The sequence below is a fragment of the Sphingobium sp. 15-1 genome (assembly GCF_013375535.1).
Classification (GTDB): Bacteria; Pseudomonadota; Alphaproteobacteria; order Sphingomonadales; family Sphingomonadaceae; genus Sphingobium; species Sphingobium aromaticivastans.
The window spans coordinates 704,880-730,065 of the sequence record NZ_JABXJG010000002.1 but is presented as its reverse complement, the minus strand read 5'-3'; the positions used below and the strand labels follow the sequence as shown (position 1 = coordinate 730,065).

General features: G+C 63.3%; 25 protein-coding genes. 3 read left to right on the top strand and 22 right to left on the bottom strand.

Annotation, left to right across the window (positions count from 1 at the left end; translation table 11 throughout):
• Positions 1-536: 536 nt before the first annotated feature.
• Positions 537-2,045 carry an acyl-CoA synthetase gene (locus HUK72_RS19540; protein WP_087575905.1) on the bottom strand — a complete coding sequence of 503 codons (1,509 nt, stop codon included), beginning with the start codon at positions 2,043-2,045 and terminating at the stop codon, positions 537-539.
• Between the two features lie 270 nt (positions 2,046-2,315).
• On the opposite strand from HUK72_RS19540, the gene HUK72_RS19535 reads away from it, so the two are divergent.
• On the top strand, positions 2,316-2,756 hold the full coding sequence (locus HUK72_RS19535) for a PrgI family protein (RefSeq protein ID WP_140404647.1): 441 nt from the start codon (positions 2,316-2,318) through the stop codon (positions 2,754-2,756).
• On the opposite strand, the gene HUK72_RS19530 is transcribed toward HUK72_RS19535, so the two are convergent.
• The 10 genes from HUK72_RS19530 to HUK72_RS19485 form a co-directional block, all read right to left on the bottom strand.
• A complete protein-coding gene (locus HUK72_RS19530) occupies positions 2,753-6,463 on the bottom strand; it encodes a conjugal transfer protein TraG N-terminal domain-containing protein (protein ID WP_087575904.1) in 3,711 nt (1,236 codons plus the stop codon). The genes HUK72_RS19535 and HUK72_RS19530 overlap by 4 nt on opposite strands.
• Before the next feature lie 20 nt (positions 6,464-6,483).
• Positions 6,484-7,905 carry a conjugal transfer protein TraH gene (locus tag HUK72_RS19525; RefSeq protein ID WP_169575768.1) on the bottom strand — a complete coding sequence of 474 codons (1,422 nt, stop codon included), beginning with the start codon at positions 7,903-7,905 and terminating at the stop codon, positions 6,484-6,486.
• Positions 7,906-8,095: 190 nt separating this feature from the next.
• Entirely contained in the window at positions 8,096-8,557 is a 462-nt protein-coding gene (locus tag HUK72_RS19520; protein ID WP_369806017.1) for a hypothetical protein, read from the bottom strand.
• A gap of 122 nt (positions 8,558-8,679) precedes the next feature.
• Complete coding sequence (locus HUK72_RS19515) at positions 8,680-9,552, bottom strand: conjugal transfer protein TraF (RefSeq protein ID WP_169575769.1); 873 nt, start codon at positions 9,550-9,552, stop codon at positions 8,680-8,682.
• Positions 9,549-10,145 (bottom strand): S26 family signal peptidase, encoded by a 597-nt coding sequence (locus HUK72_RS19510; RefSeq protein ID WP_087576248.1) that lies wholly within the window; start codon positions 10,143-10,145, stop codon positions 9,549-9,551. Before HUK72_RS19510 ends, HUK72_RS19515 begins: the two co-directional genes overlap by 4 nt.
• Positions 10,117-10,989, bottom strand: coding sequence for a type-F conjugative transfer system pilin assembly protein TrbC (locus tag HUK72_RS19505; RefSeq protein WP_087576249.1), 873 nt, complete (start codon positions 10,987-10,989; stop codon positions 10,117-10,119). The genes HUK72_RS19510 and HUK72_RS19505 overlap by 29 nt, the downstream gene beginning before the upstream one ends.
• Positions 10,961-12,055 carry a conjugal transfer protein TraN gene (gene traN, locus HUK72_RS19500; RefSeq protein ID WP_169575771.1) on the bottom strand — a complete coding sequence of 365 codons (1,095 nt, stop codon included), beginning with the start codon at positions 12,053-12,055 and terminating at the stop codon, positions 10,961-10,963. The genes HUK72_RS19505 and traN overlap by 29 nt, the downstream gene beginning before the upstream one ends.
• Positions 12,055-13,986: a hypothetical protein gene (locus HUK72_RS19495; RefSeq protein ID WP_087576256.1), complete on the bottom strand. Its 1,932-nt coding sequence runs from the start codon at positions 13,984-13,986 to the stop codon at positions 12,055-12,057. Before HUK72_RS19495 ends, traN begins: the two co-directional genes overlap by 1 nt.
• A complete protein-coding gene (locus tag HUK72_RS19490; protein ID WP_140404698.1) occupies positions 13,983-14,210 on the bottom strand; it encodes a hypothetical protein in 228 nt (75 codons plus the stop codon). The genes HUK72_RS19495 and HUK72_RS19490 overlap by 4 nt, the downstream gene beginning before the upstream one ends.
• Positions 14,211-14,308: 98 nt before the next feature.
• Positions 14,309-15,307, bottom strand: a complete 999-nt coding sequence (locus HUK72_RS19485) for a TraU family protein (RefSeq protein WP_169575773.1) — start codon at positions 15,305-15,307, stop codon at positions 14,309-14,311.
• A 60-nt stretch (positions 15,308-15,367) separates the two neighbouring features.
• On the opposite strand from HUK72_RS19485, the gene HUK72_RS19480 reads away from it, so the two are divergent.
• On the top strand, positions 15,368-15,706 hold the full coding sequence (locus HUK72_RS19480) for a DUF1778 domain-containing protein (RefSeq protein ID WP_226869606.1): 339 nt from the start codon (positions 15,368-15,370) through the stop codon (positions 15,704-15,706).
• A gap of 12 nt (positions 15,707-15,718) precedes the next feature.
• A complete protein-coding gene (locus HUK72_RS19475) occupies positions 15,719-16,258 on the top strand; it encodes a GNAT family N-acetyltransferase (RefSeq protein WP_327752430.1) in 540 nt (179 codons plus the stop codon).
• 95 nt (positions 16,259-16,353) lie between these two features.
• Here HUK72_RS19475 and HUK72_RS19470 read toward each other — a convergent pair whose 3' ends face one another.
• The 11 genes from HUK72_RS19470 to HUK72_RS19420 form a co-directional block, all read right to left on the bottom strand.
• Positions 16,354-16,965 (bottom strand): conjugal transfer protein TraW, encoded by a 612-nt coding sequence (locus tag HUK72_RS19470; RefSeq protein WP_206377301.1) that lies wholly within the window; start codon positions 16,963-16,965, stop codon positions 16,354-16,356.
• A complete protein-coding gene (locus HUK72_RS19465) occupies positions 16,962-17,228 on the bottom strand; it encodes a hypothetical protein (protein WP_176392533.1) in 267 nt (88 codons plus the stop codon). The genes HUK72_RS19470 and HUK72_RS19465 overlap by 4 nt, the downstream gene beginning before the upstream one ends.
• Positions 17,225-17,587, bottom strand: a complete 363-nt coding sequence (locus tag HUK72_RS19460; RefSeq protein ID WP_327752431.1) for a hypothetical protein — start codon at positions 17,585-17,587, stop codon at positions 17,225-17,227. The genes HUK72_RS19465 and HUK72_RS19460 overlap by 4 nt, the downstream gene beginning before the upstream one ends.
• Complete coding sequence (locus HUK72_RS19455; protein ID WP_169575774.1) at positions 17,584-20,103, bottom strand: TraC family protein; 2,520 nt, start codon at positions 20,101-20,103, stop codon at positions 17,584-17,586. Before HUK72_RS19455 ends, HUK72_RS19460 begins: the two co-directional genes overlap by 4 nt.
• The gene (locus tag HUK72_RS19450; RefSeq protein WP_066563280.1) at positions 20,100-20,732 is read right to left on the bottom strand and encodes a TraV family lipoprotein; all 633 of its coding nucleotides are present in this window, start codon (positions 20,730-20,732) and stop codon (positions 20,100-20,102) included. The genes HUK72_RS19455 and HUK72_RS19450 overlap by 4 nt, the downstream gene beginning before the upstream one ends.
• A 32-nt stretch (positions 20,733-20,764) precedes the next feature.
• The gene (locus HUK72_RS19445; protein ID WP_169575775.1) at positions 20,765-22,120 is read right to left on the bottom strand and encodes a TraB/VirB10 family protein; all 1,356 of its coding nucleotides are present in this window, start codon (positions 22,118-22,120) and stop codon (positions 20,765-20,767) included.
• Positions 22,117-22,884 carry a type-F conjugative transfer system secretin TraK gene (locus tag HUK72_RS19440; RefSeq protein WP_066563279.1) on the bottom strand — a complete coding sequence of 256 codons (768 nt, stop codon included), beginning with the start codon at positions 22,882-22,884 and terminating at the stop codon, positions 22,117-22,119. The genes HUK72_RS19445 and HUK72_RS19440 overlap by 4 nt, the downstream gene beginning before the upstream one ends.
• Positions 22,868-23,506 (bottom strand): TraE/TraK family type IV conjugative transfer system protein, encoded by a 639-nt coding sequence (locus HUK72_RS19435; RefSeq protein ID WP_066563273.1) that lies wholly within the window; start codon positions 23,504-23,506, stop codon positions 22,868-22,870. The genes HUK72_RS19440 and HUK72_RS19435 overlap by 17 nt, the downstream gene beginning before the upstream one ends.
• An 11-nt stretch (positions 23,507-23,517) precedes the next feature.
• Positions 23,518-23,784, bottom strand: a complete 267-nt coding sequence (locus HUK72_RS19430; RefSeq protein ID WP_066563270.1) for a type IV conjugative transfer system protein TraL — start codon at positions 23,782-23,784, stop codon at positions 23,518-23,520.
• 121 nt (positions 23,785-23,905) lie between these two features.
• A complete protein-coding gene (locus HUK72_RS19425; protein ID WP_066563974.1) occupies positions 23,906-24,223 on the bottom strand; it encodes a hypothetical protein in 318 nt (105 codons plus the stop codon).
• Positions 24,224-24,401: 178 nt separating this feature from the next.
• Positions 24,402-25,184 (bottom strand): DsbC family protein, encoded by a 783-nt coding sequence (locus HUK72_RS19420; protein ID WP_176598285.1) that lies wholly within the window; start codon positions 25,182-25,184, stop codon positions 24,402-24,404.
• Positions 25,185-25,186 lie beyond the last annotated feature (2 nt).

Here is a 25,186-nt window from a genome sequence, read left to right as displayed (position 1 = left end):
TTGCAGGTGCTTGCTGTCGGAAGCCTAGCCAGCTCTTCCTTCAGCCTGCCATCGAGCGTGTAAATTTCAGCTAAGACCGGCGGATTACAGAAATATGGTGCCGGCCCAAAAGTTTGCACATTCCGACCACTCTTGCACAAGTATTTTCCCAAGTTGTTCGCCGCAGCCAGAAACCTGGGCCGCAAAGCGCCACATACATCTGAAAGATGTTCAGTTGGACCGGTGAGATGGCCATGATAAAGGTCGAATTTTGAGAAGTTCCCAGGCCTTTTAAGGACGGAAGCGCAGCAGAACGGCGAACAGCTGACAAACGACGCAATTGCCCTCGATTTATGGACGGCCGGTTTTGGATGTTCTGCAAGGAACCCTGAACGGCGGCTATGGTGGCGCGAACGGACGTCGGCCCGCTCTCGCGCGACGGTCGATTTCGACGCTGTCGCGCTCCGAACCTGACTGTCGCGAATGTCCCAGCCTTTGCCGGAAAACGGCCCGTCCGCATGATGCCGCAATCGCCTCCATCAAGAAGTTGGCCCATCCTAGGAAGCTCGCGCTGAAGCGGCCCTGAGTATCGTCTTCAGGTCCGGCTTGGTAACCTTGCCCATGGCATTGCGGGGCAGGCTGTCGACGAAATGGATGAGTCGCGGGATCTTGTAGGCAGACAATTGCCCCGTGGACCAGCCAATGATCTCCTCGGCGTCCGCTTTGTGACCCGGCCGTGGCACGATGAAGGCTGCCACGACTTCGCCCCAGGTCGCATCCTCGGTCCCGATAACGGCGACCTCGGCAACGGCGGGATGGGCGAGCAACACCGCCTCGATTTCAAGCGCCGATAATTTATAGCCGCCCGACTTGATGATATCGATCGAGGTCCGTCCCATGATCCGGTAATAGTCCCGCTCGATTACCGCCATGTCGCCGGTGCAGAACCAGCCGTCACGGAAGCTGTCCCGTGTGGATCGTTCATTGTCCCAATATTCGAGGAAGACATTGGGTCCTTTGACGCGAATCTCGCCCGGCTGCCCCTCTTCCGCGATGGGCTGCTCATTCTCACCGTAGAGACGCACCTCGACTCCCGGCAAGGGCTGGCCGACATGCCCCGCCCGCCGTTCGCCATGAAGGGGGTTGGACAGGGCCATGCCGATCTCGGTCATGCCGTAGCGTTCGAGCAGCACCTGGCCGGTGCGTGCCCGCCACTGCTCGAACAATGGAACCGGACAGGCCGCTGAGCCGGACACGTTCAGGCGCATGGCGGCAAAGCCGTCGCAGACCCTTTTCGCCTCACCCTCTTCCAGGCTGTCGAGATGGTCGAGCAGCTTCACATAGATGGTCGGCACCGCCATGAATACCGAATAGTCGCCCGCCGCGACATGGGCGGCGACGGCGGGCGCGTCGAACCGAGGGAAGAGATGCACCGTCCCGCCCGCCCATAGGCCGCAGCTCAGTACGTTGATGATGCCATGGACATGATGCAGCGGCAGGAACAGGGGGATAGTATCGCTGTCCGACCAGCCCCAGGCGTCCAGAAGCACGGTGATCTGCGCCCGGATATTGCCATGGGTCGTCACCACGCCCTTGGGCTTGCTGGTGGTGCCGCTGGTGAAGACCATCATCGCGCGGCGCTCATCGGCAATAGCCGGCAGGACGCCTGCTTCACCGGCCATGAGTTCGGCCGGCTGCAATAGACGGATGTCCAGTTTCGCGCACAATTCGCCCAGCATGGCATGATGCTCGGTTTGGGCGATCAGCCGGGTCACCCGCGCGCAGCTAAGATAATGATCCAGTTCGGCAATGGTCGCGCCGACATTCAAGGGAACGGCGATCCCGCCCGCGCGCCAGACGCCGTGCATCACAGCCGCATAGTCGGTGCTGGCGGGCAGGAAGAAGGCAATGCGTTCTTCCTCCAGATCTACTTTTCCCTCCAGCAATCCGGTAGCAAGGCGGTCCGCAAGGCCGTGGAGCGCACCATAAGTCACGCGGCGCTCACCATCGATCAAGGCGGTCCGGTCATTATCCCCCTGCAAAAGCGGGAAGCGGAGTGTCGGCATGATCCCCTCGCCTCGAATAAATTATTAAAGCAGCTTCTCTCATAGAAGCGCGCGGCACACGCGGCAATGACACGGGCCATGGACCAAGCCAATCTGGCCAGGCAATGGCGAGATCGCTGCGTCACTCTCTGTATTCGGAAACGGGTTGCTAGCCGCCCGGTGTTGGAAGGTGAGCAGGAGGAAGGAGGAGTGGATTGGCACGAATTTGGGAACGATTGTGTGTGATCTGAATGACTTGATATGCTATCGTGGTGGCGAAGCGAGGAACCCATGGCAGAGCAGAATGCGCCCCATTCGAACGCGGAAAATGGTCATCCCAGAAACGCGTCACCCCGGGCGAGGGATTGGTTTTGGCATCCATGGTACGCCAAACTCTGGTTGGGATTAGCGGCGATATTCTGGGCTGTAATCCTTGCGGTGCCCGGCTATCTGCTTCCAGGCGCGATTGTCGTGCCGGTCGGCGCATTACTTCATCCGTTTGTGATCGTACCGGTACTGGGTTTCGGCTTTTTCAAGGAATGGATTCACCACAATTTTGCTGCGGGTGATAGTGATGGGACGGAGCAAGATTCCTTCAGCAACTTTGGCCGGAGTGGATATCCGTTTCGAAAAATGGACCCAACCGATCCTACCGATTCGAGTTACTACTGGCACCCAGGCAATCCAATGAGCGAAGCTTGGCGAAATGAACATGTGAGAGGGATCCATTAGCGGGCTTTGAAGTCAGGATCGCCGTCGCCCATTCCCGACTGGCGATCAGCGCTGAAGCGTCCACTCTTTAAAATCTGATGCTGTTCGACGGACGTTAGAGGTGCCGTTAGATCCAGTGTTCCCCGAGCCGCATCAGCTTGAATGAGATAGCGGTTACGGAGACCCTCGTTGCCAAGGATTTGGTGGCCCAATTCTCGAGTAAACTCGTCAGCCGGTCGAGATGATCGGGAAACCGCGCGTTCGGCCGCAGCGATCGCTTCACGTACATCGTAATTCACAATGTCAGTGCTCGCTCGAGCGTCAGTGACCCCAGTGCCTGCGTCAGATGTTTCAAACCCGACCTGGCCACCGACACTACCGCGTGTCTGTCGCATGCTACGGTTCGCGCCGCTTGTACTTTCCACCGATCCTCCAATGTTGGTGCCAAAAGATGACCGGTTGCTCACCTGATGACTCGCGCTTCGGGATAGCGATCGTGTCCATCCTGTCTGCACCATGATCGCCTGGACGTCCCGCTGGAGCGTGTCAGCCACCTGCGGTTTGAGGCGCCAGTTGCCCTTCCGGTCCATCTCGAACCCGCCCTTGAGCCAATTGGCCATCATGGCATGCCCCTCTGCACCCCCGCCCAGAAAATGCTCGACCGTATCTGGCCCGGCCTGCTTGCCCGCTTCGAACCGCGTGCTGGTGTCGGACCGCGCCGATCGGCTGAACCCGGTGCTGCTCGAGACCAGCAGATCATTATGGGCAAAGCTGAACCGCGCCCGCCCGCCACCGGCAATCGCACCCAGCTGGCTTTCATTGATCAGTCCAGCCCGCCACATCTGCGCGGCAGTATCAGGCGTCAGATTAAGGTTGAGATCGCCATTCTGGTCCATCGCAATCTGCCGCTTCGAGAGGCCAATGCCGTTCTCACGGAGAAGGCCTTGCATGCGGGTGAGACGCTCCTTGTCGACAATGCCGGTGAGCCGCTCATTGCGCGCCCGATCGGCAACGCCTTCCGCGCCACCTTCGGCCATATCGACCTGATTGCCCGCCGTGCGGCTCAAGGCCTGGATAAAGCTGTCGAGACGCGCCGCTTCCCGCACCGTTGCGCCGGCGGCCGCAGCGCCTTGCGCAAATCCGAAATTCTCAGCTTCCCGGCGCTGTTCGCCGATCCTGGCCGCAGACCGCGTTCCATCCAGCCCGACCTCGCGCTGCGCGTCGAGCTTGCCCGACCGCTCGGCAAAATCATATCCGGCGGCCTCGCGGGTACGGCCATAGACGCTGGTGCCCTCGCGCGCCGCTTCGGCCGTCGCGCCATCGGCGGTCCCGACCTGGGTCGCGGCATTATAGCTTTCAAGCGCCCGCATCACCTGCGCCTCATTGCGCCCAGTCGCGCGGGAGAGCTGCGTAATGGCCGTGGAGCGCGCTTCGCCAGACAAGGCATTGATGAACCCGATACGGCGGCTGGTTTCATCGAGCGACAGGCCGAGCATCGAGGCGGCGCTGCGGTGACCGGCATTGTTGCCCGTGCGCCAGGCCTGCTCGGTGGCGACATTGCTACGCTCGGTCGCTGCCACATGATCACCGGCATAATCCCGGCGGCCCTCCATCGCCCCGACCTGCACCTGCGCGCCCGTCAGATCGTTCCGCAACATCTGCTCCTGATCGAAGGCGTTGGCGGTGATCTTGGCGAAGGTTGGATCGGCCGAAGCCTGACCGATGAGCGTCGACGCCTTGAGCGCCGCGTCCCTGGCATCATAGCCGCTGCGCTCAAAATGCCGCTGCGTGCCAGACAGCATCATGTCATAGGCGCGCTGGTCACCGAACGCCTTCCATTGCACCATATTCTGAGCGAACGCCGCAAAGGCTCGCTCACCCGATTGCCCCTCGCCAAAATAGGTCGTGCCGAGTGCCCGCAACGCATCCTTCTCGGCAAAATTATGGATGGCGCCCGTCGTCGCATTCGCCCGGACCGCTTGAGCGGTTGCCGGATTGCTGAGATCGCGCCCGACTAGGGCAGGGGAGATGCCGCCCAGTTCTCGCGCGGCGTCGATGCCACCCAGCGCGAAGGCGCTGCCGCCCGCGAGGCCGCCACTATGCTCGCCCAAGACGGTTCCGGCCGCGCCGAACGCCCGATTGCTGCTGAACGTCGTGCGCTCCCCAAAATCTCCAAAGTTCGACGCCATGCCCCTGCGGGCCATCGTGCCGGAGGCCGATGCCTGGGCTTCGAGCGCCGAGGCAAAGCCTTCCCGCGTCATCAGGGGCGTCGCTGCCGCCGTGCCCTGGCCCTGCGCCTGAAGCGCGCCGCCGGTGAAGGACGAGAACACATTGCCGGAGAAGCGGAACACGGTGAACACGAACGCGCCAGCCAGCCCAGCGGCCGCGGTCCGGAACGATCCAAAGATCGCAAGGGCCTTCAGCGCGGCGGACGGCGCCAGCATCCACGCATTGGCGGCGACATGATTGGATCGCATTTCGGCCAGCACCGCCATCGCCCGGCCTAGGGTCAGCTGATAGATGCCCGCATCGATGACGCCCCAGAGCGCCACGAACACGAACAGGCCAAGGGCGAAACTGGCAACGCGCAGATTGATGGGCGTCAGGATGAACAGCAGGGCGATCGGCATCATGAACAGCATGATCCCGAACACCGTGGCGCGGATCGTGGGCATCCATTGATTGGCCACTGACATGGTGGACAGCCCGCTCGACACCACCGCCCGGTTCGCCATCACCCGTGCCGCTGTCGCCGGACTATCCTCGAACAGCACATCGCCGACGCTGCTGCCCAGCAGCACATCGGCAAAGAAGGCCTGAAGGGTGAGGGGCGTACCCATCATCCCGTCGCCGAGCTGCCCAAGACGCGTGCGGCACCGCGCCAGCTGGTTACCATCGGCGACATCATAGCCGCTGCTCTGGCAGACTTGGCGGGCATAGTTGTCGAACAGCGTCGGATCGCTGAGGCGGGACTGTATATGATCCCAGGCCTCCTGGCAGCTCATCGTCGTGCCGCCCTTATCGGCCGAGGTGAAGACGGTGCTGAAGGTCGCCGGTCCGGCCATGGCCGCAAAGGAGGCGGGCAGGTCCGTCGTACCCCGGAACAGCTGATCATCATCGACGCCATAGGCTGGCGAGACGCGGGCGACCGGATAGCATTGCCGGACATAGTCCTTGATGGTCGCGTCGAGGAAGGTGTCGGTCATCGGGCCGCGTGGGGAAACGGCGTTCAGAAAGAGATCAAAGGCATGGCCGCCCGCGCCAAATTCCAGCTTGGCGTTGGGGTCGGTGGTGTTGTCGTCGATCGTCTCGGCGAGCGCCCGCTCCATGAGGTTGGTGACACCTGCCACCAGCACGATGAGATTGGGGACATCGCCGACCGGCTGATAGGCATTGCGGACCCGGTCATAGACATGGACCGTACCTGTGGTCGCGACCAGGCCGACGAAGAGGCCAATGCCGATCAGCATCTGGAACCCGAACGCAACCAGCCCCATGCCCTGGCCCCGGAACGAAGCGATCACAACGCCGAGCGCGATCCCCACGACCGCGCAGATCAGCACCAGCGTTTCATAGCGCGGATCGCCGAAGATCATCGAGACCAGGCGGAACGCATCCACCGTTTCGGCAAAGCCGTCATAGGTGTGAAAACTGGACTCCAGAGCCCGCGCGGGCGTTGCCGCCAAAGCGAGCGGCAGGGCAAGGGCCGAGCGAAACAGGCGGCGCATGGGCGGTGCCTCCAAAGGGTTCATCGATTGTTGTTCGAAGCGGTGCCGGCGGTGTCGCGCGCATCGCGATCCCGCGTGCGCAGCAGCCCGGCATAATTGGCGGAAAGGTTGGCCTGATTGAGCGCGGCCATATAGCTCTGCCGCATCTGCGCGCGCTGACGCAGCACCTCCTCGCGCAAATCCCTCAGCTGCTCGATGCCCTTGGAGAGAATGCGGGTCTGGCAGATATTGGCGTTGCCGGCATCGGCCGCGCCTGCGGCGCTCGCGCCCCGTTCGGCATTGGAAACCGCAAAATCGATCGATCGGGTGAGATCGTTGAGCATCTGATAGGCGAGGGTGAGCGCCACCAGTTCGTCGGTGTCGGCGATCACGGAATCGGGCACGCCCTCACGCACCCCCCATTCCAGCATGCGATAGACCGGCAGCGTGCGGACATTGGCGACAAATTGGCGCTCTTCGGCCGTCAACGCGGCGCGCGTGCGGATCTTGGTGGCGATCGACTGCATCCGTGTCCGGGCAAGTTCCAGTGCCCCTTTGCCGCCGTCCGGGACGCAGTCCGCGGCAGACGGCGGTATGTTGAGCGAACGGCTCTGGACCTTGCCTGCGAGAAAATCCTGCGGACTGTCGCTGTCCTGATGCGGGCAGGCGGGGATGGCCGAGAAGATCGGCACCTTGTCGGTCGCGTCCCAGCGCATATAGACGTCGCCCACCCGGGCGCGCATCACGCCCGCCCAATCGCCCGCGCCCACCCGCGTCGCGGCATGGGAGAGAAGCGAGCCGGTACGGAAGATATCGGTCACCTCGGCCGGGCAGTTGGCGAGCGCGTCCTTCAGATCCTCGGTCGGATTATTCTGGTTCGCCTGGATCTTCTCGCGGCTCTGCTGGTAGCTTTTCGCGAAACCTTCCTTCACCGACTTGTAGCCGGTCATCTCCTCGATGATGCCCGACATATTGTCGTCGCCCTTGGCGATCTGCACCATTCGATTGGAAAGACGGCAGTCATTGACCTGGATGGAGTTCAGGTAATTGGTCGCCGCTTCCATCTTCGAGATGATATTGCCCATTTTCTCGTCGAGGGTTTCGAGCAAATATTGGAATGCGACCGCAGGCGCGGCCTGAAGGATGCTCTCCAACTTCTGGACCAGATAGTCCGGGTCGAGGAACGACATGCCCCCAAGGAACATATCGATACCGCCGCATCCGGCTTTCACCTTGGGGAGGGTGAGCGACATCAGATAATCGTCATGGACATCTACCCGCCCGGACATGCCGCCCGCCGTCACATAGCCGCGCGTCTGGTCCTCGAAGGAGCCGGGCGAGGTATAGGTCACATTGTCGAACCAGCTTTCCGCCCAGCCCTGGGCGTATGCAGGCGTGGTCGTGCCGCAGGTGGCGAGCAGGCCGAGCGCGATCAGCGCACAGCGAGGACGGAGCGAAGGCATGGCGGGCTTCCTCTTGGAATGAGAAGGCGAAGATGCCGGCCCGCCATGCGCGGCATTTTCAAGGATGGTCGGACGTGGGAAATAACCTCGCAAATTTGGATCAATGATCCGAAATTGCTAGGTTGATGGACAGGCGGTCGGGTTGCTTCCGCCTGGGAATGTCGGGAGTTTGATGCGTGCGTGCTGCCGATCATCTGGAAGACCTCACTGTCGCGCCAACGCGATCAACTGCTCCAACGATGCCGGTGAACCTGGCCATCGCGCGAAGCCCGACCGCCGGACGCACGCCCGTCAGCATCTTGGCCGCGAGATAGGCATTGCGCGCCAGGTTGACGCCGTGGTCGGTGCCGATCGCGATCGGGATGATGCGATCAGCATCGGCGACGGGACGGATCCATGCTACCGGATGCCCGACCCAGGGGAGGCCGAGCCGGCCGGAACGCAGCAAGGCCTCGTCGCCGCCGATGGTGCGGACCTGCCAATGATAATGCCGGGAATATTGCGCCAACTTTGCCCAGAGGTCCGCGCAGGGCAGACATCCGGGCGCCGTCGTCATCTCGATGATGAAGAGCGAGGCCTCACCTCCCAATGTCGCAGCGAAATCCGGAGGAAAATCCTTGGTTACGGGCACGCGGGACAGCCATCTTTGCATATCCGCGTTTGTCGCAACGGGGTGGATCGCAGCGCGCATGGCATCCGCGCGCGTGATGGGCCTCGCCATTGCGCCCGACATGGCAAGCGAAGGCGCCAGGAATGGAAGGATCATCCAGAATCTCATGGGTTGGCATCCTGCGGCCCGTCCGCCAATGGATCAGCCGCGGCCACGGGACCATTGGCGAGCGCGTCGAAGAAACCGTCTTCCTCACCCGCTCCGGTCAGGAACTGCTCGGGCCGGATATCGCCGGACAGCAGGCGGACAGCCTGATAAGCGGTCTGGGCGAGGTTGGGATAGGCCTCCACGCCCGTAGCGATCACCATGCGTTGCGGACTGTTCCGTCGGATCACCATTGTCGTGGGCGTCACATCGACACCGAAGCGCTGCGCAACCTCGGGCCGGTGGTCGAGGTCGATTTGGGACACCTGCCAACCCATCTCGTCCTGGAAGCGCTGGACGATCGGCCACTGCACGCGGCAATAGCCGCAACTCGTCCGCGAGAACATGACGAGCGCGAACTCGCCGGCGTGTGTGCGCAAATAGGTGCGGCGGACCGCATCCTTTTGGCCCAGCAGTTGGTCGCGTGCGTCGCCCACCATCGGATTGGCCGACTTGGAATTCAGTTCGGGATGCTGGAGCATGGCGAGCTGCGTCACGCCGGCAAAGGCCCGCGCCTTGCGCCGGGCAAAATCCTGCAACCGCCAGAAATTGGCGACCGCATCGACCGTCAACACGGTGGCGGCATAATCGCGCTGTTGCTCGATCAGCTTGCGGATCTTGGGCGGCGTCCATGCCGCAAGCTCGGTCATGGGCGGGATCACCGGCTTCGCCAGCCTGTCCGGGTCAGCGGCTTCGTCTCGGGGTTGCGGCTTTGGCGCCGCGTACCACCAATAGCCTTGCTTTGGTTCCGATCCCGGCGAACCGGTCTGCGCGGCTGTCGGTGACGAGATCAGCGAGATTGCCCCAAGAGCGGCAGGAAGATGCCAGCTCATAGCAGCTTCTCCATCCGCGTGAGGCGATGCAGGGGCACGGGACCAAAATAGCGGCTGTCGAATCCACCCGCATAAGAGGAACCGACATAGACCATGCCGGCGGGGATATGTGGCTCGGTGGGCCGCCAATGACGAAGGCGCTGCCCCTTCCGCCCGACAGGCTTGCTGATCCCGATGAGCTTACCATTGCACCGATACCAGCCATCCCTCGCGCCCGGCGTCATCGAGGGTTTCTCAATCATCTCGATCCTGTCTCCCGGCATGCAGAGTACATATTTGGTGACATCGACCGGGGCAGGGCCGGCAAGGGGATGCCGCAGCTTGAACGACACAAGGTCACCGCGCCGAATGGTGCCCGGCGCCTTGTGGACCAACCAGGCGTCGATCGAGGGCGACATGACCAGCGTGAACCGCGGCAAGGCTGAGCAGGCGACGGCGCTGATCGGCAGGATGATCGCGCAGGCCTGCCAGAAACGACGCGGTTGTGGCGCGGTGTTGGGACCGCCCGCTCCCAATGCCATGGCTGCTTTGCGCGGGGTGGCCCTGATTTCGGGCCATGCCGCCCTAGCGGCGGTCCAGGCGAGCCTGAGCATCGGCCACCTCCTTCGTGCCGCCGAGACGGGCATATTCTTCGAGCAGACCGGACAGGGCAGCGTCGCCAAAGATGATGTGGCGGCTCGCCGGGCTATTATCGTCCCGCTCGCAATAGGGCTGGGTCGGATCGCCCGGTATCAGGCCGAGCGCCGGTACACGCGCGACCCCGTGCTGCCGGAAGACCAGCGGGTCGACGATCAGCTGGACATTGCGCATCGCGCAGGCCGGGCCGTCGCAGCCTGGATCGATCCGCAGCACTTGCGCTGACAGCCTGGCCATCGGACCGATCTTCGTCATCCCGCCCGGCACGCCGCGAAAGGCCATGACGCCGCCGGCTTTTTCGAGCTGTGCCGCATAGGTCCGCAAAATCGGGATGGGCATGGAGGATGAGACAAAAAGCAACGGCACCCAGCCATGTTGCGCCGAGGGTGGCGTGGCACCCGCCAGTCCCGTGATATCCGGCGCCTCCAGTCCCAGGGCCTGACCGAGGCGCTTTGCCATGACCTCCCGCTGGGCTGCGAGGTTGTCCTGACCGGAGGTCAGTGCCGACCGGGCGCGTGCATCCATGACAGGGTCCGGCTTGCGGTTGCGCAGGCCCTCGAACGCGCGGCGCCGTGTCGCCTCTGGAAGATCGGGAAGCCGATCAGGCCCGCGCGCCTCGGCACGATCCTTCTCGCCCGCAACCGCTTCCTTGAGGTGCTGCAAGGCGCTGTCGCCCTGCGCCTGCGCGCGTTGCCGGGCATTGCCCGCGTCCCCTTCACTCTGCGCCTGGCAGGGTGAGGCGACCAGTATCGCCGCTGCAAGAAGCGCGCGGCTAGGGATTGACCGTCTCCATATAGGCATCGATCCTGTCCTTCATATCGATTTGGATGTCCGACTGGACCCGCGCCTCGATGTCGGAATAATATTCGGAGAGATCCATTTTGCTGAAATCCAGCGCCTGGAACTCTTCAGCGGTGAACCCGCGGCAATAGGGCTTCTTCGCCGTGCCCCACCCCACGGCGTTGAAGCTGGCAAGCTGGGGTCGGCCCTGTTCCTGGATGATCCGGCCGAGTTTGGTGTTGAAGCAGCAATGGCTCTTGGCCTTCTGCACGCAGACGCCAAGAATAGTCGACGCGCAGTAGGTGCCGACCTCATGGCACATGCCCGAACCACGGAGCATGCCCACTTCCATATCCTGTTGGTCACAGCCCGAAAGGAGAAAATCCATCATGAAGTTGATGGCGAGGCTGATCGCGATCGACGTCGGATCGATGCCGACGATGATCGCATTGGCACCGGCGCTCGCCGCTTGGGAGGCAGTCGCCCCCGCCTTGAACGCGGTGTAGGCGGCTTTCATGCCGGTCCAGACGCCCTTGGCGATGGCGATCTTGGTGCCGATCGAGGAAATGGATGAGCCCATCCCGTCCTTCACGATCTCGCCGCGATCCTTGCAGCAGTTGGAGAATGTGGTCTTGAGGCCCGCCGGACGGCAACGAACAGCGCGCCCGGCAAAGATCTCGATCGCCCCGAGGCAGTTGCCATCGGCATCGACGGGACCGTCATTGGGGGCGCCGGGATCGTCGACGACCGGATCCTCCTCCTCGATGCCGCCGCCGATCACCGATGTGCAGGCATGGGGCGAGCAACTGGGCGTTCCTCCGCCAATGGGTGTTGCGCACGGATATTGGCTGCCCAGCGGACAGCTATAGGCGCCGACCGCATCGGCGACACAGGCGGCCTGCTGGATCGGACAGAGATAGCTGCCGTCGGTCATCTCGGAACATTGGGCGGTTTCCCCCGGGGTCTCGGCATCGCCGCTGCCATCGAGGTCGGCGGCGCAGAGTGGCTGCGCCTGGGCCGGCGTCATCGTGAGCGCAAGGCTGGACGCCAGCAGCAAGGTGGCCAACAAGGAAAGGCGCCACCGCATCAGCGTGTCTCCGCCGTGCAGGCGAGGTCAGCGCCGGCCAAGCGCACGGTCTGCATCATGACGACGGCTTCGGGAAAATCGTCGAGACAGCCGCAGGCCGAAACCAGCTCTTCCCCCTGCCCAAGTGGGCAGACATTGTCCGCTGAGCAGCTGTGGTAAAATATGTCCCAGCCGGCCGGGTCATTTTGCCTGACGCCGACGACACCGTCTATCGCCACATCGCTATTGGCCTTGGGCGCTCGGGTCTTGCAGATGGGCTCGCAGGCGGTAACGGAACCCCGTTCGGGCATGGAGAAGGGACGGGTCGAGGCCGAAACCATGCCGCTGGCATCGGTCGTCCGGTCCGCCAGCAGCGTTTCGGTCGAGTGGTCGATGATATACGCGCCGCGGCTGAGGTCCGGTGCGCCGGCGTCTGCCTGGTCGATGACGCATGCATATTGGCGTGCGCGTTCGAAGAAGTCGCGCGTATATTGGAAACTGCATGCCCCCGTGCCGAACAGACGGGTGGAGGGCAGGGGCTTGATGCCGGTGTTGACGCCATTCCTGAAGGTCACGACACCATCGACCGTCTCGCTCACAAGATGACAGGCGGGATCGGCGGCATAGCCCGAGCATAGATCGACCAGCCGCTCGCTGACCTCGCAGGACGTGTCGACCTGCACTTCGAGAGTGACATAGCCCCAATTGCCGTCGCCGCCACCCCGCACCCGCGCGCCGACTATTGTCGCGCCGCTGCGCAGCTGGGAGGTGATGTCGATGGCGGACCTGTTGTACCAGGGATCGTCGCTGATACGGCAGTCGCCCGAGGGCAAGGCCTCCCCCAGCCAGGGGCGCTTTCCCGCATAACCCACGATCTGGCCGTTGACCCTTGCCTGGACCCAGTCGTCCGCGCCCATTTCAACGATGCGCGCGGAGCGTATCCGCGCCGGAGCCAGGGGATCGAAAGTCGCGCTGTAGATTGGGGGCACGCTGCCACATGTGCCGGAGCCGCGAATTTCATAACGCCGGCAGCCGGTTCCGCAGCTCGTGACCGCAGCGATCGAGCCGCGCACTGCCAGGACATCGTCGAAACCCCATTCCTTGACCGTGATGTCGCGCTCGATCGCGCAGTTGCGGGTCTGCTGCGCTTTACCGTTGCCGGCCGCGGAACCGGCCAGGGTCTGGAAGACGCTGCTTGCCTGCGAGACGGAATAGGCGTCGCCCTGGATCGCGGTGGGGTTGCTCCGATAACTGGTCGCCGAAAGCTGGGGCTGAGCCGTGCAGGCCGTGGTCTGCGCTCCAGTATAGCGGATCAGTGGACCATCGATGGAAGCCTGGGCTACGCCGATACGGGGATCGGCGGTGGTGAGCGCCCCGACAACGCCGCCACCCAGATCCTTGAGGATCGAGGCCATATTGCCCCAGGAGAGATTGGCGCCGCAGCTGTTGTTGACGCAATAGCAGCCGGCAAGGGCCGTGAGATCGACCTCGCCAAGCTTGAGATTGCCGCTGCTGCCGACCTCCCATTGAAACGGGCGGCATTGGTTCCAACTGCCCGGCGCACAGGAGATGATGCCATTGGCGCAGATGCCCGATACGGGTACGGGCACGTTCAGCGTTTCGTCGAACGAGCCGTCGAGATCCTTGTCGCGCGAGATGCGCAGCGTGCCGATATCGCCGGTCGAGGCGGGTTGGGCGAGCAGTTCGAGCAGCGTCGCGGTCTTCTGGCAGGCGATATTCGGCGCGAAGCTCTTGCTGTTGTCGATGGTGCTGACCGGCTGGCCGGCAAGACTGGGGGTGAGATAATTGCTTTGCAGGGCATCGCTGTCGCCGGTCTTCGTTCGCGATGCGGTGGCCGCGCTGCGTGCGCGCTCCTCCATCGTCTGCGCCTGGGTGACGGCGGGAAGGCAGATGGCGATGCCCGCTGAGAGGAGGAGCGCGTGACACTTCATGACGCGGCATCCGGGGCGGCGCGCGACATGCGGCGCAGTCGGAAGCAGTGGGACACGCCCGATGCCCCGACGTCACCCAGTACGCGAAAGGCGGCCTGGCCTCCTATGGTGGTCAGCACGGCCACCACGACGGCGGGCCGGAGAGGGGTTTTGCCCACCGCCGACAGGGGTTCGGCGGCCGTGCTGACCATAGGTGGAGCGATGCCGCAGGGGGACCGCGGCATCGCTCCGTCCTCGCGCCGCGCGGGACAGCCACCATGGCTGTGGCGGGCAGAGCAGGCAAAAGCCCGCATCGGTGCGAGGGATGGGGGAAGGGACCGGCTCACGGGGTCGAAACTCCCGCGCAGCAGATCACCTTTTCAAAAGCCATGAACTGGGCGTTGTCCTTGCCGGGCGCATGTTTGCCCGAAGACCAGAGCGCACCGGGGCGGCCGATATTGACGCATTTGCCGCCCTTGACCGGCTCCATGATCTGGAGCTTGTAGCGGCTCTTGGTCCAGATCGGCTGGGGCTTGAACGAGCAGCCATCGGCGGAAGAAATGGTCAGCGCACCGAGCCGCCCCATCATGAAGGTGCCGCGCGCCGCGATGCCGGCCCAGGCTTCGACCGAGTCATCGAAATGGATGTCGCCCGCGACCGGATAGGTCGCGCCCCAGCTTCCCATGCACCAGAAAAGGGGATCGATGACCTTGCCGGCGGCAGCCGCCGCGCTATCGGCCATGCAGGCCAGCCCTGCGGCGGGATTGCCGAACAAGATGCCCTCGGGCTGGATGATCGCGCCCAAAGTCCCCGACTGCCAGGTCGGCAGCACCTCGGTGATCATGGCGACGTCGAAGCCGTCATCCTCGATGCAGGGGAGGTCCGTGAACATGTCCAGCATCTTCCAGACCGGGGAAATATAATAATGCATCTGCGCGAACATCTTGCGCGTGTTGGTGCCGTCGGCGATGCTGCTCTGGCTCCCCTGGAGCTTGCCGCCGGTGGGCATGAGGTCGGCGCCCAGCGCCATCATGCAACCGGGTTCTGTAACGACGTCGATCATCCGGTTGGGCGACCAGAAGCTCACTTTCACGCCGAACCAGAAGGTGGTGCCCTTCCGACAGGCGCAGAGCGGCTTGGAGGCGGACTGGGCGTCCAGTTCCTTATCGAGCTTGTCGAAGCTGCCGACCCGGACGCCCCCGATGGTGATGGGGAAGATGCAGGTCCAGCGCACCTTGGTGATGGGATTGAAGATCGTTCCCGCCTCGCATTTGGAGGCATGGGCCGGCGTCGATACCAGCATAGCCAGACCCCCCATGCCAAGGCACAGCATCTGCTTCATCGGACGAGTCGCTATGAAGTCGATCGATCTTGAAATGTGCGCCCGCAAGGCGTACATGATATGCGGAACAGTGAAGATGAGGCTTTGGCGATGCAAGCGTTTGATGACGCAGCGGGTGCAATCAACGAGCGGAGCACGGTGCGTATGAATTTTCGTACCAAGCCGCATATCAAGCAGGCGATTCAGCAGGCTGCGGCGTGGTGTGGTGTCGATGATTCCGTATTCGTTATGAACGCCGCGTATAAGGCGGCACTGGAGACGATCCAGACGCACGAGCGTACGATTTTGAGCCGGAAGGATTATGAATCGATTCTCAATGCCTTCGAGAATCCGGGTCCGCCCTCGGATGCTCTGCGCGAAGCCTTCGCCCGGCATGACCAGATGATCGAAAGCCGATAAGAGCGAGGTTTCGTGACTGATAAGGGGATGATCATCGAGCCGCTTGATCCGGTGCGGCACGACCGGGCGGCTTTTTCGTCCGGGATTGATCAAGTCGACAATTATTTGCGCAAGACGGCAAGCAAGCTGGCCCGAGCGGACAATGTGCGGGCGTTTGTCCTTCTGTCTCCCGAAGGGGAGCTTTTGGGCTTTTACACGTTGAACGCGCACAGTGTCGATTATTCCCACCTGCCCGCTTCTTTTACGCGTAACCGGCCGGGGCATGGTCAGATACCCGCTGCGTTCATATCGATGATCGGGGTCGATGCCCGTTTCCAGGGCAAGGGATTTGGAGGCCTCTTGCTTGCCGACGCTCTCAAGAGGATCGGACGCGCCGCGATGGATGTCGGAATCGCCCTTGTGCTCCTCGACATTCTCGACTGTGGCGATCCGGCGAAGGTCGAGAAGCGCAAGCAGCTCTATATGCGTTATGGGTTCCAGCCCTTGCCCGACGTGCCTCTGCGCCTCCACCTTCCTGTCGCAAAGATCCACGCATTGCTGAACATCCCATAGGTTGCGGCGCGGGAGACGCGCTTTGAGCCGTTCGCTACACCGCGTGCAGACTGGACGGCATTCGGCCAATTGCGCGGTGGGCATGTTGGAACGAATCATTGCCGCTCCCCTTTTCGCTGGTCGACGGCCTCAAATTCGTGGAGTTCGAGCTTCTTGCCGACCTGGGAGACGATGACGGGCGCCACGGTCAGGCCCAGCCGCTCCTTCACGCGCTCCTCAAGAATGAACAGCGCCCGCCCGGTTCGCTCGGAAAGTTCGAGCGCGTCGCCCCCCGTCAGCAGGATGAAATCGGTGAGCCGGGCATGGTCGAGCGCCCAGCCAAGGTTTCGCGGATGGACGATGACGAGACGCTGCGGCAACGAGACATAGTCGAGCGGGTTGAAGGTGAAACCCTTGGGATAAAGCAGCTTGCCGTCAGGCAGGCGGATTTCGTCGGGCAGGGTGTAGAAGGGCACGACGAAGCGGGTCCGGTCCTGTCGGGCGTTTCCGAGCGACGCAGCGCGTAGCGCTGACCAGTTCGCGCGCGGACCAAATTGAGCCGCCATATTGGTAGGTTGTCGCGCGGCCCGCGCTTCGATCTCCGCGAGCGCGTCAGGCTCGGCTATGGGCCAAGTCCGCCCGATCGTCGCGGTGTCCGCGATGGCCGCAGGAACAACCAGCACACAACAGCCTATCGCCATGCCTGCAATGAGGGTGCGGTGGATCATGACCGCCCGCCTCCACGCCACGCATGATTGCGCAGCCGATAGGGCCGCCAGACCCGGCCTTCCTCCTCATCTCCACCGCGGATCGCCGTGATGATGGCGGCGAGCCCCAGTAGGCCAGCAGCACCGACGATGCACCGCAATCCCATGTCCAGTTCCGTCGCCGACCACAGCACCAGCCCCGCCTGGATCGTCAGCAGCAGATGCGTGCCGACAATCATGCGTATGGCGGGCTGTCCAGGACGGGATGAAAAGAGGCCGGTCATGGCCGTTTCCAGGCAGCGAGAAGATTGGAGCGCCTGGCTTTCCAGCTGCGCAACGCTGCGAGGCATTTCCCCGTCAAGCCGGTGAGCAGGATGAGCAGAAGGCCTGTGTTGAGGCAGGTAGCGCCGATCAGCAGCGCGCCGCGCGCGATCAGCATCGGTGGCTGGTGCAGCATCAGGCCGGTCACAATCACCAGGCTGGTCAGCAGGATGGTTTCGATCACCATCAGCCGGAAGCGCCATCGTATGGCTTCGGCCTCCGCGCGGATCGCGACCCGGGCCTCGATGATCCGCTCGATCTCGGCATCCTTGCCGAACCCCAGGGGCAATTGATCGGGATGGGTGGAAGGCTTGCGCATCATGCTGCCCCTCCATCTTGCATTGCAGGCAGGATTTCGGCGGGATCGACCCCGGCCAGCTCGCACACGGCTTCGAGTGGACTGCGCCCGGCGCGGATCAGCGCCTCGAAGGCCGCCACCTCCTGCGGCGCGCTGGTGTTGATCCAATAGGAAAAGGGGTCCACCACCAGCCGGGCCACGCCCAGTCCCAGGGGAGAGTCGATGAAGATCTCGCTATAATGGGGTTTGGCGTTACGGACGGATTTCAACAGATCGAGGACAAATCCGGAATAGTCGAGGATCTTGTTCTCGACCGCCTGGGCATAGGTCGAACCCTGAAGCAGGAACCGCGTCGCTGCATTTTCGAGGATCACCTGTCCGGTGCCGCCGAAGAGCAGAAGGTCGTTCATGCTCTGGAGGACAACACCGAAACTGCCCTGATATTTGCGCGCGCGGCGATAGCCCTGGCCGAAAGCTTCGGCGAGCCGCGACAAGTCCTGGCCCTCGCTCCGGGTCATGAACTGCGCGGCTTCATCGCACAGGACAAAGCGCGGCCGGTCGCGCGCGGACAGATAGAGTTCCTGGGTGACCGCGTTCACCACGACCATGACGATGACGTTGAACAGGTCCGGCATGGCTTTGAGCCGCTCAAGCTCCAGCACGACAAACTCGTCGTTGCTGATGTCGAAGGTCGAGGGACCGTTGAAGAAATGGCCATAGGCGCCGTCACTGCCGAAATCGCGCAGGTTGAAGGCGAGTTCCCGCGCGGCCGGCACCAGATGGTCGACCCGGTCGAGATCGGACGCTGCAAATTGCGGATAGGCGCCGAGCCAGGCCCGGACGCTGTCTATCCCTTCCTCGGCATGACCTTCGTCGATCGTCCACTGCACAGCGGACTTGAGCAGATTCCATTCCGACGTCGTGACGCCCTTGCGCGTTGCGGCATTGGCCATTTCCGCGACGATCGCGACCGCCATGGAGATCGCGGACTGGCGATCATCGCCATCAAGCGCGAAGCCCATGTCGAACGGATTGAGCACGAGCTTCTCTTCGCCAATATCGATATAGCGGCCCGAGCACAGGGTGCAGAGTTTGCGATAGCTGCCGCCAATATCGATGATGCGGATAAGCGACCCTTGCGCATAATATTGCTGACAGAGATTGTTGAGGAGGAAGCTCTTCCCCGCGCCGCTCTCGGCCGAGACGATGAAATTATAATTGTTGATGCGCGGATCGAAAAGATCGAGCGTGATGAGCTGGCCCTTGCGGCCGGTATAAAGAAGGGCCGGGCGACCGCCGCCGCGAAAGTCGGTCTGCACCGGCGCCAGCAGCACGGCGGCTTTGACCGGCATGCGGAAATCGCGTTCCAGCATCCGCATCGTGCGTTTTTCGGGATAGAGCCCGAAGGGGAGGCTCATCGGCAACAGGACCGGATTGAGATAGCTCTCCTCCTGCATCATCCAGGGGAGCGGCTCGCTCTCCCACAGGCGCTTGGCGCGCGCCGCCATTTCCCGCGCGTCGGCGCTGGTGCGGCCGAAGACCCAGACCATCGGGATCACCGAAAGGAAGCGGCTGTTGCCCGCCTCATCGAGCACCCAACCGATTTCCTCGATCTGCTTGCCGACCTCGACCGCGAAGCTGCCCGCCGCCTTCTGCGCGGAGAGGATCTGGGCGCGCTTGTGAATCTCGAACTGGCTGTGATCGAACAGGATGTTGAGCGTGAAGAGAAAAGGGCCGCCAATCTGGTCGCTGTCCTCGGCCGCCCCGCGCATCCCGCCCAGCAGGCGATTGGCGCGCTCGGCGGTGATGCGCCGTGCCGGCGCCCTTGGCGTCAGGCAGCGCGCCACCTGATTGCCCAGATGCACTTCCGGGCCGTCGAACAGCAGGTCGGGGCCTGCATCGATGATCTGCTTGCGAACAGGCGGGGCGGGCTGGCCGTCACTGCCATCGGCGAACACGCCTGGCGCGGCATCGAAGAGACCGTTGAAGATCCGGCGATAGAAGCTGACCAGTTCCTCGGGCGGCAGACGGCGGATACCAAGCTTGGCGAGCTGTTCCTCGATCTGGCGGCGCAGGTCATGGCCAAGTTCCACCCGCGTCTTGATCGAGAGGAACAGCCGAAAATTGCGCACCGGGATGCCATGAAGCGCGTCGAGCCCCTCGGTTCCGGCGCGCAGATAATCGGCGGTGCGCCGCGCCGATGCCTGGATCAGAGGATCGGGCCGGGTCTTCATATCCAGGAAGGCATCGAGCGCATGGTCGATCAGCGGATCGGCAAAACCGTGGAGCTGCAACACCGTCCCATCGGGAAAATGGATGTTGAGGAGGCCCAGCAAGGCCTGATGGACATGAGCGAACATATAGGCCGACGGGATCAGCTCCCAGGCATGGCCCCAGCCATCGTCGATGCAGAGAAAGGCTTCCTCCTCTTCGTTCCAGGCGACGAGCGGCAGAAAATCGGAATAGGCGTCGCGCGCGACGGCGCGATGCAGGTCCGACCGGGTGAGGCCGCCGCCATGGCGGGTACCGAGCGCGATCATGGCCGTGCCTCCTCAGGCGTAGCGGGGATATCGGCGGGCTCGCCCTCGACGGCGCGGTCGGACGCGCCCTTGTCCCTCACCTGTTCCAGCACCGGCACGCCCGTCGCGGACTGGACCGGGCTCACCAGATAATCGCCCACCACCCATTGGGGCCTCTCGAGGATCGAATAGACATAGCGCGGCATGTAGAGCCGGTCGGGCCGCTCGCGGTCGGCATAGGGCAGGATCAGCGTGCGCACCGTGCGGCCGGGGCGCAGCATCGGCGTGACCGGCGCATCGACCAGGCCCTGCAACTCCCGATAGACGCTGTCGCGATAGCCAAGATAGGGGGATGGGCCTGTCTTGCCCCGCTTGGTGGCACTGCTTGTCCCGGTACCGTCTCCCTGGCTGAGAAGAGCCTTGTCATGGGTGACCGCGGGATCGGAGCGGGATGGCACGCCAGCCACCGCATCGGCATAGGCCTTGTCGGGATGGATGCACTGCCCATGGTCGCTATTCTTGCAGCTGAACTTCTCGCTGTAGGGCGACATGACCGAGCCAATGGTGGAACAGCCCGCGAGCAGCAGAGCCATGCCGAGCAGCGCTGGCGATCCAGCCCGGCGCGCAGCACCAACGGGCGTGTCAGGCATGGGGCGAATGCCCCTCAAAAGACGATATGCCATCAGAATTTGCTCCCTGCGCTGGGTTTGATGTCGAGGGTCACGCCCTCCTGGATGACCACCACCACCTCCTTGGCGGCGCCGACCTCGACGATGGGGCCAGCCTGGCGCGCAAGGTCGAGATAGAAATCGGTGAGCTTGTCGGAGGATTTGGAAAGGCCGCCGGCAATGCCGCTCTTTGCGGCATCGGTCGCATCGAGCGTGCGGACCGAACCCAGGGCGGAGGTGGAGAGGTCCCCGAAGCTGTTTTCGACTGAACTGGTAAAGCCGCTCACGGTCCCGGCGATGAAGGATCGGGCCAGCGCCGCGCCGGCGCGGGTCACGACCTTGCCCGAAAGCCCCTTCTTTCCATCGGTGTCGACGAAGAAGCCCTTGATGGGCTGATCGACGACGGACCGCTCGTCGAAATCGACGCAGGAGAGCGACACCAGCTGGACCTCGACCCGTTCCTTGGCGAGGCTGCCGGTGGCATTGCCGATGACAAAGCAGCCGGCAAGATTGGCTTTCACATCATTGGGCAGCACGGCGGGGGCCTGCACGCGGGCGATCAGCGGTTCCGGGTTCGAGGTCGCGTCCCGGCTGGCCAGTGCGTCGATCCCGGTCAGGAGCCGTGCCTTCATGAAACCAGGCGGTAAATAGATGGTCCGCGACTTTTTTCCGTTGCCGGACCCGGCGCCCTCCTTGTTTGCGGCGGGGATGATGGCGCTGGTGGCAGCGCCAATCGAACCGACGGTCTTCTCGACTGGGGGCGCGGGCGGCGCGGCCGGAGCGACCGGCGGTACAGGCGGCGGGATCGACCCCATCGCGCTGTCCAGCTCCGCGTCGCTGGGTGGCGGCGGGAAGGCCGGCAATGTGCCCGTCATGGCCGACGGCAGATCGCCACCATCGGTCGACGTGCCGCCGACCTTGCTGCCGGGCATGACCTTGCCCTCCTCGATCGCGGTGATGCGATCGCCCAGCAGGGATTGGCCGTCGAGCACCTTTTGCAGGTCACCGCGCAGCTTGGTTTCCAGACTATCACCGCGCAGGCCCGCGCCCATGTCCAGCTTCGAGGCTGCGGGCAGATCGGGCTTGTCGTCGGAGGAACCGCTGGACGCTGTGTAGAGACCATAGCCCAGGATCGCGACCGCTGCTCCCACGCCCACCTGCTTGGCGCGCAGTTTCTGTCTTGCCGACATGGCGCGCCAGTGGGTTTTCAGGTCGAGCAGGGCCGGGCCGCGAACGGCGCCCTGATCCTTTGCTTGCCCTTGCTTTCCGTCCCTGGCCTCATTTTGATCTTTCGGGGGGCGAGAAAAGCCTTTGATCGGGGCGCCAAGATCCTGCGGGGTTTCTTTCCCGCCTTGCTTCTTCTCGTTCATTGGTTTGCTCCCCGCCGTACGATGATGAGGCGGGCGGTCTCTCCGGCTTTGAGCGAAAGACGATCGGCGCTGACCGCAAAGACGCGGGCACCAAAGGCGCGGTCGAGGAACAGCCGCTCATCAAGGCCGAGGTCCGCGTCCGCTTCGACCCGATATTCCGATGCCGAAAGACCGGAACCCTCTATCTCGACCCGTCGGCGTTCGATGATTCGCGCGGCGGGAAGGGAGGGCAGCACGACCCGCTCGGCCTTGGGCGCGACGGCGGTGAAGCTCGCCGGGATACGGTCCTGGAGCATAGCGAGCGTGATCGAGACGGCGCGCTCCTCCTCGACCAGCGGCCCCAGCAATTCGTCATTGGCCTTGGCGCGCTGCGCGCTGCCCGGCACCAGGGTGACGGTCTGGGCGGGAATGTCCGAGGGCTCGGTATAGAGCGGATAGATGGCGCCATTGCAGGAAATGAAGAATTCGGACGGCGCGGTCACATAGCTGCGCGTGACGGCACCGGCGTCATCGACTTCCTTCACCAAGAATTTGATCCAGGCGTCCGCGCCGCCCTTCTCGACCGCGATCGCCTTTTCCGCCGAGAATTTGACGTCCTCGATCTCGCCGCCTGTACAGATCACATGATTGACGTCGCGGTTCGACAGCCGGATCGTGCTGGTCTGATCGGGCAGCGCGACGATGGACTGGGCGAAGACCGGCGCCGACGCGATCATGGCCAGCAGGGCGGCGGACGCGCGCAGGGGTTTACCGAAGCTCGGCATCGAATTTTTCCTCCGAAAGGCGGGTGATCCAGAAGCGGCCGTTCTCGACGCCGTAGCCGATGCGCAGCGTGCCCCGGAATTTGCGGATCACGCCGCCGATGATGCGGACCTTCTCGACCGGAACGATGATGTCCCTGTCGGTCCAGCTGACCGGCTGGTCGGGACGGATATAGGTGGCGATCGACAGGGTCGGGTTTTTGGAAAGCTCGTCCAGCACTGCGTTGAGGCTGTCGCGCATACTGTTATAGGCGTTCGGATGGACGATCGAGAGCAGCTCCTGGAACTGCGGATCTGCCGAATAGGCGGAATAGGTGCCCGAGAGCGCGACGATGTTGCGCGTCATGGTGCGCAGATAGTCCGTCGAGGGTTTCGAGCCCGTCACATAGAGATCGCCGCCCGTGCCAAAGGGCACGACCACGGTGCGCCGGTTCTGGTCGGTCGAATAGACCACCGCGCCCAGCACCGCCGTGATGCCGAACAGGCCCACAATCGCGAATTTGAGCAGGCGGTTCTCCTCGAAGAGATTGGAGGAGCCCTGGAGATAGCGGTGAATGCCGAAGCTTGGCGGTTTGCCAAGGAGTGGATCGACCTCGCGGCCAGTTCGGTTTGGGAAGAGCGACATGGCTTTAAGCCTCACTCATAAAAGCGGGTCTGGGTCGGACCCGGATAATGGCGAAAGCCAAGCAGGCCCCAGCGCCAGGCGAGATGCGGCAGAAAGCCGCGGGGTTTGCTGCGCTTCCAGGGGATGAAAAGGAGAAGGGCAAGGATGAGCGCCCATCCGATCAGCCCGCCGACGATGACGGCGACGAAGATGGTCGAGACCACCAGGATGAACTCGTCCGATCCGAACCATAGGATCTGGACCGGCCGATGCAGATACTGGGGCAGGCGTTCGTCCATTGTCCCTTCTCCTCCTGCTTCATCTCCCCGGCATGAGCTCGGGGTTTCCCGGGAGCCATCATTGGCTTCCAGGCTCGGGGGCGTGGGTTGCGTGAGAGTGTGGCGACCCGCGCCGATCAGTTCAGATGGTCATGCCGAAGGTCTGGAGGATCGAATCCGCCTTGATGAGGCAGACCGCCGCCACGATCGTCGGGATGCCGATCATGATGTTGGAAAAGAGGCGCGAGACGCCGAACAGGAAGGCCGCGACGCCGCCGACAAAGCCCAGCGGTCCCTTGACGCCCTGGTTCACGACGATGTCGTAAATGTCGTAGCCAAGGTCGCCGGCGGCGGGCGCCGTGAAAGCATGGGCGATCCCCGTGGCCGCAAATATGGCCAGGAGAGCGGCGATCGAATAGTCGGCAGCGGAAAGGCTGCGTCGTCCAAGGGCTTTGATCATGTCATACTCCATGTGCAAGAAGGAGCCGTCCGCTTGGGATATGTGCCGGCGAGGGACCTCGTAGGCTGCCGATGATCGTGTCGGACGGCTCCTGAGGGCCGCGATCGCCGGCATTCCGTTCCGCATGGTCCACGCGGGACGCCGCGCGGTCCAGGCAGCCGCCAGATAAGGGGAAGGGTTAGCGCTGCGCATGGGTGGACGCCTTCGCCGCATAGGCTTGTCCGAGAAACGCCTCGATCTCCGCCTGGTCGAAACCCGAGATGATCTTGCCGCCCACGATGAGGGTCGGCGTACCGCTGACGCCCACCTTTTTCACCAGTGCCGCGTCGGCTTCCACCTTGGCGCGACCTTCCGGGCATGTCAGCAGGGCAGGGGGCTTCGCGCCGGCATAGAGGGCCTTGAAGCTGGCCTCCCTGTCGGGCGCGCAGAGGATATGTTCCGCCTTGGTCGCGGCCTCGGGGTGGATGCCTGAGACGAAATAGACAAGGCGCCGCACGGGCTTTCCTTCCGCTGCCTTGGCCGTCCAGAAGCGATCGAGCGCGCGGCAATAGGGACAATCGGGATCGGTGAATTCGATCACCGAAGGCGCGTCCTTTGGGCCAATCTCCAGCGCCTGTTTGGGATCGATCGCGGCAAGCTGCCGCTGCGCTCGCGCATCCTGGGCCAGCGCCGTCACATTGACGCCGTTGCGGTCATAGACCGTCGCGAAAAGGATATGCTCGCTCTCCGGAGCATAATAGAGCATGCGGCTGCCCGCGCTTGCCTGGTAGATCGGCCCCTTGACCGGCGCTGGCTCGAACCCCTCGAACTGAAGGTTGGTGAAGCTCTGGCGGAGCTTCTGCTCGGCGTCCGGCGCCGCTTTTTGCAGCAGCTGCACATCGTCGGGCTTTGCCTGGGCTTGGGCGCCGCCGATGCTGACGCCTAGGAGCAGGGCCGCGCCGGCCGCCTGTGAGAAACTCATCC

Bases quoted from the DNA above. Each gene is read 5' to 3' on its own strand.
- HUK72_RS19540 (WP_087575905.1), bottom strand. From the start codon at position 2,045: ATGCCGACACTCCGCTTCCCGCTTTTGCAGGGGGATAATGACCGGACC.
- HUK72_RS19535 (WP_140404647.1), top strand. From the start codon at position 2,316: ATGGCAGAGCAGAATGCGCCCCATTCGAACGCGGAAAATGGTCATCCC.
- HUK72_RS19530 (WP_087575904.1), bottom strand. From the start codon at position 6,463: ATGCGCCGCCTGTTTCGCTCGGCCCTTGCCCTGCCGCTCGCTTTGGCG.
- HUK72_RS19525 (WP_169575768.1), bottom strand. From the start codon at position 7,905: ATGCCTTCGCTCCGTCCTCGCTGTGCGCTGATCGCGCTCGGCCTGCTC.
- HUK72_RS19520 (WP_369806017.1), bottom strand. From the start codon at position 8,557: ATGCAAAGATGGCTGTCCCGCGTGCCCGTAACCAAGGATTTTCCTCCG.
- HUK72_RS19515 (WP_169575769.1), bottom strand. From the start codon at position 9,552: ATGAGCTGGCATCTTCCTGCCGCTCTTGGGGCAATCTCGCTGATCTCG.
- HUK72_RS19510 (WP_087576248.1), bottom strand. From the start codon at position 10,145: ATGCTCAGGCTCGCCTGGACCGCCGCTAGGGCGGCATGGCCCGAAATC.
- HUK72_RS19505 (WP_087576249.1), bottom strand. From the start codon at position 10,989: ATGCCTATATGGAGACGGTCAATCCCTAGCCGCGCGCTTCTTGCAGCG.
- traN (WP_169575771.1), bottom strand. From the start codon at position 12,055: ATGCGGTGGCGCCTTTCCTTGTTGGCCACCTTGCTGCTGGCGTCCAGC.
- HUK72_RS19495 (WP_087576256.1), bottom strand. From the start codon at position 13,986: ATGAAGTGTCACGCGCTCCTCCTCTCAGCGGGCATCGCCATCTGCCTT.
- HUK72_RS19490 (WP_140404698.1), bottom strand. From the start codon at position 14,210: ATGCCGCGGTCCCCCTGCGGCATCGCTCCACCTATGGTCAGCACGGCC.
- HUK72_RS19485 (WP_169575773.1), bottom strand. From the start codon at position 15,307: ATGAAGCAGATGCTGTGCCTTGGCATGGGGGGTCTGGCTATGCTGGTA.
- HUK72_RS19480 (WP_226869606.1), top strand. From the start codon at position 15,368: ATGCGGAACAGTGAAGATGAGGCTTTGGCGATGCAAGCGTTTGATGAC.
- HUK72_RS19470 (WP_206377301.1), bottom strand. From the start codon at position 16,965: ATGATCCACCGCACCCTCATTGCAGGCATGGCGATAGGCTGTTGTGTG.
- HUK72_RS19465 (WP_176392533.1), bottom strand. From the start codon at position 17,228: ATGACCGGCCTCTTTTCATCCCGTCCTGGACAGCCCGCCATACGCATG.
- HUK72_RS19460 (WP_327752431.1), bottom strand. From the start codon at position 17,587: ATGATGCGCAAGCCTTCCACCCATCCCGATCAATTGCCCCTGGGGTTC.
- HUK72_RS19455 (WP_169575774.1), bottom strand. From the start codon at position 20,103: ATGATCGCGCTCGGTACCCGCCATGGCGGCGGCCTCACCCGGTCGGAC.
- HUK72_RS19450 (WP_066563280.1), bottom strand. From the start codon at position 20,732: ATGCCTGACACGCCCGTTGGTGCTGCGCGCCGGGCTGGATCGCCAGCG.
- HUK72_RS19445 (WP_169575775.1), bottom strand. From the start codon at position 22,120: ATGAACGAGAAGAAGCAAGGCGGGAAAGAAACCCCGCAGGATCTTGGC.
- HUK72_RS19440 (WP_066563279.1), bottom strand. From the start codon at position 22,884: ATGCCGAGCTTCGGTAAACCCCTGCGCGCGTCCGCCGCCCTGCTGGCC.
- HUK72_RS19435 (WP_066563273.1), bottom strand. From the start codon at position 23,506: ATGTCGCTCTTCCCAAACCGAACTGGCCGCGAGGTCGATCCACTCCTT.
- HUK72_RS19430 (WP_066563270.1), bottom strand. From the start codon at position 23,784: ATGGACGAACGCCTGCCCCAGTATCTGCATCGGCCGGTCCAGATCCTA.
- HUK72_RS19425 (WP_066563974.1), bottom strand. From the start codon at position 24,223: ATGATCAAAGCCCTTGGACGACGCAGCCTTTCCGCTGCCGACTATTCG.
- HUK72_RS19420 (WP_176598285.1), bottom strand. From the start codon at position 25,184: ATGAGTTTCTCACAGGCGGCCGGCGCGGCCCTGCTCCTAGGCGTCAGC.